14 protein-coding genes and 1 riboswitch are annotated in these 12,360 nt (G+C 26.9%); of the genes, 4 read left to right on the top strand and 10 right to left on the bottom strand.

Translation table 11 applies throughout. The annotated features are described in order from the left end of the window. Positions 1-82: 82 nt before the first annotated feature. Positions 83-307 (bottom strand): hypothetical protein, encoded by a 225-nt coding sequence (locus tag BUA77_RS05360; RefSeq protein WP_072888069.1) that lies wholly within the window; start codon positions 305-307, stop codon positions 83-85. A gap of 22 nt (positions 308-329) precedes the next feature. Next, a complete protein-coding gene (locus BUA77_RS05355) occupies positions 330-797 on the bottom strand; it encodes a hypothetical protein (protein ID WP_072888067.1) in 468 nt (155 codons plus the stop codon). A gap of 189 nt (positions 798-986) precedes the next feature. Here BUA77_RS05355 and acpP point away from each other — a divergent pair, with 189 nt between their 5' ends. Beyond that, complete coding sequence (acpP, locus tag BUA77_RS05350; RefSeq protein ID WP_072888065.1) at positions 987-1,214, top strand: acyl carrier protein; 228 nt, start codon at positions 987-989, stop codon at positions 1,212-1,214. Positions 1,215-1,237: 23 nt separating this feature from the next. On the opposite strand, the gene BUA77_RS05345 is transcribed toward acpP, so the two are convergent. Both BUA77_RS05345 and BUA77_RS05340 read right to left on the bottom strand, forming a co-directional pair. Next, positions 1,238-2,251: a nucleoid-associated protein gene (locus tag BUA77_RS05345; RefSeq protein WP_072888063.1), complete on the bottom strand. Its 1,014-nt coding sequence runs from the start codon at positions 2,249-2,251 to the stop codon at positions 1,238-1,240. Beyond that, positions 2,238-3,164 (bottom strand): RluA family pseudouridine synthase, encoded by a 927-nt coding sequence (locus tag BUA77_RS05340; RefSeq protein WP_072888060.1) that lies wholly within the window; start codon positions 3,162-3,164, stop codon positions 2,238-2,240. Before BUA77_RS05340 ends, BUA77_RS05345 begins: the two co-directional genes overlap by 14 nt. 147 nt (positions 3,165-3,311) lie before the next feature. Between BUA77_RS05340 and BUA77_RS05335 the strand changes: the two genes are divergently transcribed. Both BUA77_RS05335 and yfcE read left to right on the top strand, forming a co-directional pair. After that, positions 3,312-4,112: an NAD(+)/NADH kinase gene (locus BUA77_RS05335; RefSeq protein WP_072888058.1), complete on the top strand. Its 801-nt coding sequence runs from the start codon at positions 3,312-3,314 to the stop codon at positions 4,110-4,112. An 11-nt stretch (positions 4,113-4,123) separates the two neighbouring features. Beyond that, a complete protein-coding gene (yfcE, locus tag BUA77_RS05330; RefSeq protein ID WP_072888056.1) occupies positions 4,124-4,669 on the top strand; it encodes a phosphodiesterase in 546 nt (181 codons plus the stop codon). 41 nt (positions 4,670-4,710) lie between these two features. Here yfcE and BUA77_RS05325 read toward each other — a convergent pair whose 3' ends face one another. The 5 genes from BUA77_RS05325 to BUA77_RS05305 all read right to left on the bottom strand — a co-directional run bounded on the left by BUA77_RS05325 (position 4,711) and on the right by BUA77_RS05305 (position 9,270). Then, positions 4,711-5,061 carry a hypothetical protein gene (locus tag BUA77_RS05325; protein WP_072888054.1) on the bottom strand — a complete coding sequence of 117 codons (351 nt, stop codon included), beginning with the start codon at positions 5,059-5,061 and terminating at the stop codon, positions 4,711-4,713. A gap of 26 nt (positions 5,062-5,087) precedes the next feature. After that, positions 5,088-5,429 carry a DUF1294 domain-containing protein gene (locus tag BUA77_RS05320; RefSeq protein WP_084605528.1) on the bottom strand — a complete coding sequence of 114 codons (342 nt, stop codon included), beginning with the start codon at positions 5,427-5,429 and terminating at the stop codon, positions 5,088-5,090. Between the two features lie 144 nt (positions 5,430-5,573). Next, positions 5,574-6,800, bottom strand: a complete 1,227-nt coding sequence (gene pepT / locus BUA77_RS05315) for a peptidase T (protein WP_072888052.1) — start codon at positions 6,798-6,800, stop codon at positions 5,574-5,576. 84 nt (positions 6,801-6,884) lie between these two features. After that, positions 6,885-7,916, bottom strand: coding sequence for a sporulation integral membrane protein YtvI (gene ytvI / locus BUA77_RS05310; protein WP_072888050.1), 1,032 nt, complete (start codon positions 7,914-7,916; stop codon positions 6,885-6,887). 109 nt (positions 7,917-8,025) lie between these two features. Then, positions 8,026-9,270 (bottom strand): HlyC/CorC family transporter, encoded by a 1,245-nt coding sequence (locus BUA77_RS05305; protein WP_072888048.1) that lies wholly within the window; start codon positions 9,268-9,270, stop codon positions 8,026-8,028. Positions 9,271-9,498: 228 nt separating this feature from the next. On the opposite strand from BUA77_RS05305, the gene BUA77_RS05300 reads away from it, so the two are divergent. After that, positions 9,499-10,161: a nitrite/sulfite reductase domain-containing protein gene (locus BUA77_RS05300; protein ID WP_072888046.1), complete on the top strand. Its 663-nt coding sequence runs from the start codon at positions 9,499-9,501 to the stop codon at positions 10,159-10,161. Positions 10,162-10,203: 42 nt separating this feature from the next. Here BUA77_RS05300 and BUA77_RS05295 read toward each other — a convergent pair whose 3' ends face one another. After that, entirely contained in the window at positions 10,204-11,655 is a 1,452-nt protein-coding gene (locus BUA77_RS05295; RefSeq protein ID WP_072888044.1) for an alanine/glycine:cation symporter family protein, read from the bottom strand. Positions 11,656-11,740: 85 nt separating this feature from the next. Continuing rightward, positions 11,741-11,848: riboswitch (glycine riboswitch) on the bottom strand. Between the last annotated feature and the right edge of the window lie 512 nt (positions 11,849-12,360).

The raw sequence follows: 12,360 nt of genomic DNA, 5'->3' as shown, positions 1-12,360 counted from the left end.
GGTTATACCTTCTGCTATATAATATGAATTTTGCATTAAGTTTGTTAATATAAAAAAGGAGCTAGATTAATACTAGCTCTTTTTAGCATCCACAACCATCATTGAAGCAGAAGCATACTAAAATTAATATTAAAATTATAAATAGAAAACTATTATCTCCACCACATCCAAAATCAAAATCAAAATCACAACAACAGAATAGTACTAATAATAATAATATTAATATAAAACCAGAATCATCATCTCCAAATAATCCTCCAAATCCGCCACATCCGCCACGGAATAAATCTCCTAATTTAGTAGCCATTTATATACCCCCTATATTCATATTATTGAAGGTTAGCTCCTTCTCTTTTATGATATGAGGATACGTTAAAATGTGTTACTCTTATAAATGTGCTTTTTAGAATTTTTTCTTTTTCTTTTTGTGCTAAATTATTGTACTTATTATACTCTTGAACATATTTATTTATATTGCTTGAATCTTTGTTAACATTTTCTAAAACTAATTGAAGTTTTTCAATTGACATTATTTTGTATTTAAAATATTTATCAAAAGCATAAGGCTTTTTTATATTAGACAATCCACTTTTTATGTTGTTTATTCTATTTAAGTAAATATCTTTATTTAATTTCACATATTTGGGATTATTATTATAGTCATCTACTATAAAGTTTATTTCTCTCACATAGGGCTTTACATCTTTAATTGTCAATAATATTGTATTCTGACAAAAGCCTAATAATATAAAGAAAATTAATAGATATACATTGAAAATAATTATAAACTTCTTCATAATTTTCCTCCTTTGTAGTAGTTTCATTATATTTATATTCAAATTTGGACTTGTTATTCCAATAATTTTAATATATAATTTTTAAAAATAAATTTTATCTATAAAAAAAAATGTTGAAAAATAATTCAACATATATTAAACTACTATTGAAAATACTCAATTGAAAAAGTTTATTAGGGAGGTAAATACATGTTTGAAAAGGTAAGAGAAATAATAGCTGATCAACTAGGTGTTGACGATGTAGATTCTATAACAAGAGAAACTTCTTTAATTAAAGATTTAGAAGCAGATTCACTTGATGCTGTTGAAATAATGATGGCTCTTGAAGATGAATTTGAAGTTGAAATTCCAGATGAAGAAGCTGAAAACTTCAAAAACATAGGAGATATTTGTGATTACATCGAAAATAATAAGTAATTAAAAAAGAGGGATTTCCCTCTTTATTTTTCTTCATAAAATTTTACATTTTTAATTATTATATCTACACTTCCATCGCTATTTTGTTTCATTTGATATTTAAGATAATCTTCAAAGTCCTCTAAATTTCCTTTTATTTCAAACCCTGTATCAGTTTTTATATTTTTCTTTTTAAGCTTTTTTTCAACCCAATCTTTATCTATTGTAAAATTATCTTCCTCAATTCCTTCTCTTGAAATATGCTCTATAAAGCTTTCTTTTAAATTTTCATCTTCAATTACTTCATCTACAAAGTTATTTATATCTACTTCATCTTTATACTTTAATGTATTTACTAAATTTTCTCTAAGTATTGCTGCTGTTTGTATATCATCATAAAGACTGTTTTTTACCCATTTTTCTGTTGAATTTCTAAATATTTTTGTTTTATCCTTATTGTCCATTATAATATCACAGTTTAAGAAATTAGATATAAAGAAGTTCCCTTCTTTATCTGAGCTTTTATTTAAATCTCTGTCTAAAACCTCTAAATGATAATCATCATTTACTCCTGATAATCCTATAAACGCACATTTTTTAATCTTTTGAGATGAACTTGGAAGCCCTACCTCATTAGGAACTATTTGAATTTTGAATTTTTCTTCTATAAATTCTATGGAATGAGTATATGACTTTTTATAATCAAGCTTTAATAACCCTACATATTTATCATCATCTATAGAGTATAAACATATAACTAAATCACAAGAAGAAATATTTTGATTACTTTTTATGATTTTAAACATCTCATTTGCTATTTTCTTTGAATTATCTACAAAAGTAATTTCATCATATATTATTTCCTCACAGCATTCTTTAACTATATTTGGTCCTTCATTAAATTTACATTTTTTTAAGTCATCATCTTTTAATGCTTTACTTATATGCTTAACCAATAACTCTTCTACTTCTTCATTAATTTCTCCCTCAAAATCATTAAGTATCGGTGTATCAGAATTTTTATCTAAAACATGAATTATAAATTTATGTATTAGCATTTTCATCCTCCTTTAGCTTCTTTATTAAATCTTTCATATCTTCTGGTATATCTGCTTTAAACTTTAGGTTTTCTTTTGTTCTAGGTTGTTTAAACTCAAGTTCAATAGCATGAAGTGCTTGTCTTTTTATTAGATTTTCGTCTACATATCCGTAAAGTTCATCTCCTATTATTGGATGTCCTATATAATTCATATGGACTCTTATTTGATGTGTTCTTCCAGTTTCAAGAATCACTTCTATTACAGTTGCATCTTTTAACCTATCTATCACTTTAAAATGAGTTATAGATTTTTGTCCATTTTCATGTACTATTCTTTTTATACTATCATCACTTGGTCTATATATAGGAGCATCTATAGTACCAAAATCTTTTTTAACTACTCCCTTTACTATAGTTAAATATTTTTTAGTAACTAAGTTCTTACTCATATCCTCTGATAGTATGTGATGTGCATAAGCATTTTTAGCTACTACTAAAAGTCCAGATGTATTCATATCAAGCCTATTTACAAATCTTATTCTAGGCTTTTCCTTTTTATCTCTTAGATAAAACATAAGCCCATTAGCAAGTGTTCCTTTTGGGTGACTTTTAGTAGGGTGTACTACCATAAATGGAGGCTTGTTTACTAATATAATATCAAAATCTTCATATAAAACATTAATCCTTAAATTCTCACACTCAAAATTATTAGGATCTTCTTTTATTTTTATTTTTATTAAATCTCCTTTTTTTACCTCGTAGTTAAGCCTTTTAAACTGCCCATTTACAAATATACTTTTATCTTTTTTTATTTTAGATATAAATCTAACTGACATATTTAACTTATCTAAAAGAACTTCCTTAAGAGTTAATACATCATCTTCAATTTCATATGAAATTAAATTATGTTTTTGATTTTCTTTACTTAACAAAATATTTCCTCCTTCTATATAGACATTAACTTAGTCCATATATAATACTCTATCAAAAGTATTATATTATTTATATTTTAAGTAGGCAAGTTATTAGATTTTTGCATTTATGATATAATATGTATAGGGTATAAAGGAGAGATTGTTATGAATAGAATAATAAATATAACTGCTAATGAATATACAAAGTCTCAAAATACAGCAAAACTTCTAAAAACAAGATTAGAATCTCTAGGATTTAAGGTTCCAGATGAATTTAGTTATGATGCAGAACTTATAATTTGCATAGGGGGGGATGGTTCCTTTTTAAGAACAGTTCATGAATATAATTTTCCTAAAATTCCTATAATAGGTATAAATACAGGGCATTTAGGATTTTTTCAGGAACTTCATCCATTTGAAATAAATAATTTTATAGATTCATATTTGAGTAATGATTATTACATACAAGAAATAAATCCTATAGAAACATCTATATGTACAAGAAACACCTGTATTGAATCTTTAGCTATAAATGAAATTGTAATAAAAGGAGATGTATCTAGAACTATTCACTTAAACATAAGTGTAAATAATAATTTTATAGAAAGGTTTAGTGGAGACGGAATTATAGTTTCAACTCCTATGGGCTCTACTGCATATAATTATTCTGCGGGTGGGAGTATTGTTGATCCACATTTAAAATTGATTCAAATAACTCCACTTGCACCTATAAACACTAACGCTTATAGGTCATTTACTTCTAGTATAATTTTATCACATGATTCTGTTGTAAATGTAAGTCCTGAATATAGATTTGAAAATTCTATTTTGATAGTAAACGATGGTATTGAACATAAATATAATGAAATAACTAAAATTAGTGTAAAATCTTCTAAATTTAAAGTAAAACTTTTAAGGCTTAAAAATTATGAATTTTGGAGCAAAGTATCTGAAAAATTTTTATAGGAGGTATACAAATGAAAATAGGTATTATTAGTGACACTCATGGTAGCTTAACTTTTTTTGAAAAAGCTCTTAATATTTTAGGCGATTGTGATTATATTCTTCATGGAGGAGATATACTTTATCACGGTCCGAGAAATCCTCTTCCTGATGGCTATAACCCAAAAGAATTAGCAAACAAAATTAACTCATTAAATAATTTAATATTTACTAGAGGAAACTGTGACTGTGATGTAGATCAAATGGTTATAAACCACCCAATACAAGCACCCTATGTTTTTACTCAACTAGGTAGCCTTAAAATATTTTTATGCCATGGCTACAAAAAATCTAAAGAAGATTTAATTAAAATTGCAAAAAATTATAGAGCTGATATATTTATATCAGGGCATACTCATATTAAAGAGTTGTATAAATATGAGGATTTAATAGTTCTAAATCCAGGTAGTACATCTCTTCCTAAAGATGAAATTCACTCTGTAGCTTTAATAGAAGATAATAGTATTAAACTTATTAATATAAATAACAATTCTGTTATAAAAGAAATAACTATGAAATAATAAAGTCCTGTATTGTATCCAAGATACAATACAGGACTTTATTATTTCATTTCATCAACACCAAAACCATGGCATTCTATAACTGGGACTACAAATAAAAACCCTACTCCTGGCTTTTCTATATAGTTAAGCTCTTTCTTAATCTTATCTACTGCTTCTCTAAGTACAGATCCATCTCTTATTACACTTACTATAGTTTTATTATAAGGCTTATGACCCTCTATAAGTTTTTTTATACCTGAAAATATAGGAATATCAACATCATGTTCAAGTAGTACCTTCCCCATTCCTTCACTGTCTATAGCTGTAGCCCCTAGTCCTAGATGATAAAATATATCTAGTATATCATCTAGCTTATCTAATTTATTTAGAACTAAAAATAAAGCATACATACTTCTACCCCCTATTTTGAAATTAATTAAAAAATAATATATTTATATAAATATAATAAACTTATTATATTTAACAAGAATATTGCTGGAATTCCTTTATAAAAGCTACTCTTTTGTGTTTTATGCCTAAAAACCGTCATTCCCATAACTACACCTAAAGCTCCACCTATAAATGAAGTTATAAAAAACCTAACTTCTCTAGTTCTAAACTGTCTTCTTCTTGCTTTTCTTTTATCAAGGCCAACTAATATAAATCCATAAAAATTTATAATTATATAATAATATAATACATACATATTTAGGTTTTTGACAAGAGTATTTAAGCTTATATTATTAACAAATTCTAAAATATTTTTAAAAAAACTCATTTTATGATTCTCCCTTCTTTAGTATGTATATATTATTATATCATTTTTTTGCAAAATTTTATAATTTTCTAAACAATATATTTAAAATTCAAATAAAAAATCAAATCTCATATTAAATAATACGAGATTTGATTTTTCATTAATTTATTTTTGTTCATATTTTTGTATTATTTTAACTATAAGCTCAACTGCTTTCTCCATAGAAAAAGTTGGTATATATTCATATCTGCCATGGAAATTATGTCCACCTGCAAATATATTAGGTGTTGGAAGTCCCATAAAAGAAAGCCTAGCTCCATCTGTACCTCCTCTTATAGGTTTTACTTTAGGAGTTATCCCAACTTCTTTCATAGCCTCTTCTGCAATATCAACTATATGCTTAACTGGCTCTACTTTTTCCTTCATATTATAATACTGATCTTTCATATCGAGTATTACAGTTTTATCACCATATTTTTCATTAATTTTTTCAACTATACTTTTCATTAATTCTTTTCTTTCTTCAAACTTATTTCTATCAAACTCTCTTATTATATAAATCATTTTGCACTCTTCTACATTACCATTAAAATCATTTAAATGATAAAATCCTTCATAATCACAAGTTTTTGATGGTATTTCATCTTTTGGAAGCATATCATTCAGTTCCATACCTATTAAAAGTGCATTCTTCATTTTATCCTTTGCATATCCAGGATGAACATTTTTACCTTTTACAGTAATAACCGCAGCTGCTGCATTAAAGTTTTCATATTCAAGTTCTCCAATTTCTCCTCCATCTAAAGTATAGGCATATTTAGCTCCAAATTTTTCTACGTCAAACTTGTCAGCACCTCTTCCTATTTCCTCGTCTGGAGTAAATCCTACTCTTATTTTTCCATGCTTTATTTGAGGATTATTAATTAAATACTCCATTGCTGTTATTATTTCTGCAATACCAGCCTTATCATCTGCTCCTAAAAGAGTTGTTCCATCTGTAGTTATTAAATTTTTTCCTATGTAATTTAAAAGCTCAGGAGAATCTTTTGGTGATAATATAATATTATTTTCTTCATTTAATACTATATCTTTACCATCATAATTTTCAACTATTTTAGGATTAACATTAGCACCACTCATATCTGGAGATGTATCCATATGAGCTATAAATCCAATTGTATCTACTTCTTTATCAGTATTTGCTTCAAGTGTTGCCATTATGTATCCATTTTCATCAATAGTTACATCACTCATTCCTATTGATTTTAACTCTTCTACTAAATCCTTACCAAATTCAATTTGACTATTAGTACTAGGACAAGTATTAGAATTTTCATCAGCCTTTGTATCATATTTTACATATTTCAAAAATCTTTCTAAAACATTTGTCATAATATATCCCTCCCAAAAAACCTTTTCATTTATATTCTACCATTTTTTTGTACTCATAAAAATATTTTTTTATATATTTATTTTTTAAAGTATATCTACGTTTTTAAATATTTTATAAAAAACAACTAATAATATTAAATACATCATACCAAAAAAACCATAAGCTTTAAGGCCTATAAATATTACAGCTAGGGCTGTTACTGGATGTATTCCCACTGACTCTGAAATGAGCTTTGGCTCTAATAATTCTCTTACTATAGTAACTATAGCAAAAAGAATTATCACTCCTATAGCTAACATAAACTTTTTATTTATAAAATAAAATATAGCTAAAGGAAAATAGATTATTGCTATTCCAAGCACTGGAACTATATCAAATATAGCTGCTAAAAAACTTAGCATCAATGCATATTTTACTTTTAATATAGAAAGCCCAATCAATGAAAAAATAAATCCTATTCCTATTAAAATAAAATATGCTTTCATATATCCAAAAAACATATGATTGGCTTGTCTTAAAATTTCTTTAGATTTTTCTTTTCCTTCATTTGAAAAAATAGAAAAAAAATTTTCTTCTATCTTTTCTATATCTCTTGAGAAAAAATATATAGCAATTAATGTTACAAATATAATTACTATTATAGCTGGAACTGTTATTGCTAAGTAAACTGCTTTATTTATTATTTTAACTCCTGTATCAAATATACTTGAAGTATAATAAGCTATTTGATTTTGCAGTTTTTGTACTAAATTAGAATCAAAACCATTTAATTTATATATCTGTCCATCTATATAATTATGTATTGTACTCATATCTGGTATTGAATTTAAAATTGCTTTTGACTGACCAGCTATATTATATAAAAGTATTATCAAACTAAAAAACATTAACATTATTACTAATAAGGTACATATAATTGCTCCTATTTCCCTTTTTATTTTAAGTTTATTTTTTAAAAAATCAGTACAAGGTCTTATAATTGTCGATATTAAAAGAGCTATTAAAAAGGGAAATGTATATGATATAGTTATAGAAAATATTATAAATACTATTGAGTATATTAATATAAAAATTAATGATTTTTTTAAATCTTTTATAAAAGCTTTATTGAACATAATAATCACCTTAATTAATCATTTTGCACATAGTATCTACTTTTTAGCTTTTATATATTCAAAAAATAAAAATAGAATCCTTTATATTTTGGATTCTATTTTGTAAAAACTATATAAACATTCTTATAGTTTTTATTCTATTTTTATCTATGCTTTCAACTATAAATTTAATATTATCGTATTCTACTACTTCTCCTTCTTCTGGAAGTCTTCCTAATTGACCTATTAAAACTCCTCCAATTGAATCAAATTCTTCTGATTCAATATTTGTTCCTACAATTTCATTTACTAAATTTATTCTAGCACTTCCATCTACTATATATTCATTTTCATTTATAATTTGTATTTCATCATCTTCTTCATCGTATTCATCTTCAATATCTCCTACTATTTCTTCTAATAAATCCTCCATAGTAACAATTCCAGCAGTTCCTCCATACTCATCAAGAACTATTGCCATATGAACTTTTTCTTCTCTCATTTCTTTAAATAATTCTGTAATTTTTTTAAATTCAAATGTAAAAAAAGGTTCTCTAACATAAGTTTTTATATCAAAATTTTGTTTATCCTTTTCAACAAATACTAAATCTTTTACATTTAGTATTCCTATTATATCATCAATATTTCCCTCATACACTGGCATTCTTGAAAAATGGTCTTTCTTAAATATTTCAACTATTTCATCATATGTTGATTCGATATCAATAGCTACTACATCAGTTCTTTGAATCATTGCATCTTTTGCTTGTAAGTCTCCAAACTCAAATACATTTTGTATCATTTCTTTTTCTTCAACTTCAAGTACTCCCTCTTCATGGCCTACATCTACCATTGTTCTTAATTCTTCTTCTGTTATGAATGGTTGATGAGCATCTGGATTTCCACCAAATAGTTTAATTATAATTTTTGATAAATAATTGAATACAATTACAATAGGATTAAGAATAATAACTATAAAAGATATAGGCTTTGAAACCTTTAAAGAAACTTCTTCTGATTTTTGTGCAGCTAATGATTTAGGAGTTATTTCTCCAAATATTAAAACAAGTATTGTCATAAAAGCAGTTGCAATTGCTGCTCCGTTTTCTTTAAAAAGCTTTATAAATAAAGATGTAGCTAGTGCTGATGCACCTATATTTACAACATTATTGCCTACAAGTATAGCTCCTAATAATTTATTTGGATTTTCAATTAATTTACTTACTACATCTGCTCCTTTAATGTTTTCTTCTTTCATATGTCTTATTTTTATTTTACTTAAAGACATTAAAGCAGTTTCTGATGCTGAAAAAAAAGATGATATTCCTAGTAATAAAAATAATACTAAAAATTGCCACAAACTACTCAGATCCAAAATATATCACACTCCCAAAAATTTATATCTAGATATAATTATATCACAGTCTCAAAATTTTACTACATTAAAAACATATATTAGTTTTTATGTTACTTTTATCCTAGGATTAAACTTAGTTTTACATTTTAATTGAAATTTTATAAAAATTTTATGTTTCAGCGAATATTTAGTGGGAATACTATACATTGTAATAATAAAAATAATTTATATGAAAGGGGTTTTTTTATGGCTACAAAAGATTTATTAGAAAAAGGAGCAGTTCTTCAAAGAGATAAGGAGACTTATGCAATAGCACCTCATCTTCCAGGTGGTTTAGTAACTTCAGATACTCTAAGAAAAATTGCAGATGTTGCAGATAAGTACAATGCTCAAGCTTTAAAATTAACATCTTCACAAAGAATTGCAATAGTAGGTTTAAAAGAAGAAGATTTAGACAATGTTTGGAATGATTTAGATATGAAACCAGGTGCTGCAATTGGTTTATGTGTAAGAAGTGTAAAATTTTGCCCTGGAACTACATTCTGTAAAAGAGGTCAACAAGACTCAGTTGGTGTTGGAATGAAGCTAGATAATTTATATCATGGAATGAATCTTCCAAACAAGTTAAAAATAGGTGTTAGTGGATGTCCAAACTCTTGTTCAGAAAATCACTTTAGAGATATAGGAATTATGGGTACTGCAAAAGGTTTTAAAATACAAGTAGGTGGAAAAGGTGGTATAAAACCTAGAATAGGAGATACATTATTTGAAAATATTGATGAAGAAGATTTATTTCCAATAATAGATAAAATAGTTAAAGTATATGCAAAAAATGCTAAAAAACATGAAAGATTAGGATCCTATATAGATAGAGTTGGTATTGAAGAATTTAAAAAAGAAGTAGAATAGCAAAAAGGACTGCAATTATGCAGTCCTTTTACATTAATGTATTTAACGAACTTCTTTTGATTTTTTATCTTTTATCCAGAAATCAGCATTTTTAATTCCTAGTTTTATAGGATCAAATTTTAAATCTTTGCCAGATTTTATTTGTTCTTCATAGTCTTTAAGAGCTTTAAATGCAGGTTTTCTTAAAAGTAATATAGCAATAACATTCAGCCATGCCATTAAACCAACACCTATATCACCTAATCCCCATGCTAATTCAGCTGTTTTTATTGTACCATAAAAAGTAGAACCTAACAAAGCAAATCTCAATGCATTAATTAGTAATTTTTTATTTCCACTCTTTTGAATTAAATAAGCAACATTTGTTTCAGCAATATAGTAGTAAGCCATTAATGTAGTAAACGCAAAGAATAATAAAGCTATAGCTACAAACTGACTACCAAAGGCAGGGAAAACGCTTTCAACAGCCTTTTGAGTATATGCTGGTCCTATCTCAACATTGTCTAAATTATTTACTATAAATCCACCAGCTTTATCATAAACATTATACATTCCTGTAATTAAAATCATAAATCCAGTTGCCGAACACACAAATAATGTATCTATATATACTGAAAATGCTTGAACTAAACCTTGTTGAGCTGGGTGATCAACCTCAGCAGCAGCTGCTGCTTGTGGTCCTGTACCTTGAGCTGCTTCATTTGAATAGATTCCACGTTTTACTCCCCAAGAAATTGCCATACCTACTATACCTGCAAAAGCTGGTTCAAAGCTAAATGCACTTTTAAAAACTAATGCAATAACGTCAGGTAATTTAGTAATATTTAATACAATTATTATTAACGCAATTAAAATATATCCAGCAGCCATAAATGGTACTATTATTTCTGCCGCCTTACTAATACGCTTAACTCCACCAAATATTATCATTCCTAAAAATATAATTATTACAATACCAGTAATAAATGGATTAATACCAAATGCATTTTCAACTCCTGAAGCAATACTGTTTGATTGAACTCCTGGTAAAAAGAATCCCATGGCAATTATAGTTGCAACAGCAAATGTAACACCATACCATTTAACACCTAATCCTTTTTCAATGTAGTATGCAGGTCCTCCACGATATTCACCATCTTGCTCAATTTTATAAATTTGTGCTAAAACTGACTCAACATAAGCAGACCCTGCACCTAAAAATGCAATAGCCCACATCCAAAATAGTGCTCCTGGTCCTCCCATGGCAATTGCAGTAGCAACCCCAGCAATATTACCTGTACCAACACGACCTGAAACTGATAAAGCAAATGCCTGAAATGATGATACCCCTTGTTCTGAACTAGAACCTCCAAATAGTAATTTTACCATTTCTTTAATATGACGAATTTGTAAAAAACGAGTTGATAAAGAAAAATAAATCCCTGCTCCTAAACATAAAATTATTAGTGCATTACTCCAAATTAGTCCATTCAAAGTACTTACCAATTGACTCATGTGATTCCTCCCTTAAATTATTTTCAAAAATAAAAAAAGCCAAATCTTAAGATTTGACCTCTGGTTTAAAATATACTCTTATTAGAATATATCCTCTGTCCTTTTACCTGAGAGTTTCGCTATTTAAGAATGTTCATATTATGTCAGCTTCTCCCCTTCGGTGCTCATACCGAGTCTCTCCAGAGGCTCGTCCAATAACAGTTTGCATCCTGCTATTTTCATCCGAACATATTAAATTTTATAAAATATATTTTATGATTCGACTTCTTTTTATATATGTTATCATCAAGGTTGATTTTTGTCAATATTCAAAACCTTATCCAAACTCTAAATTTTCAGAAATAAGTGCTATATCAGGAAAAAGGACTGTTATATAACCAATGTCATTAAGTTAAGACATCGCCGAAGGCGGTTATCAAAGAACAGAGTATGAAATCATACCCTGTTCTTTTTTTCTATTCAAAAAAATTTGACAAATATGATGAATTTTATGGTGAATTCCTTGGAAGTATAAAATTAAGGAGGTTCCCACATGAACAAATATGCAGACTTAATTAAAGGAAATTTAGATAAAATACTCTTAGAAATGGATACATACTCTTATTTCTTTTGTAAAAATCCACAAAAGGATTTTACAAGAAAAAGAAAGCTAGATTTTAAAGAAATGCTACGCATTTTATTATCCATTGGTGGAAATAGCCTAAA

Origin of the sequence: Tepidibacter formicigenes DSM 15518 (assembly GCF_900142235.1) — a bacterium.
Taxonomy (GTDB): domain Bacteria; phylum Bacillota; class Clostridia; order Peptostreptococcales; family Peptostreptococcaceae; genus Tepidibacter; species Tepidibacter formicigenes.
This window is presented reverse-complemented; position numbering and strand designations above follow the sequence as displayed.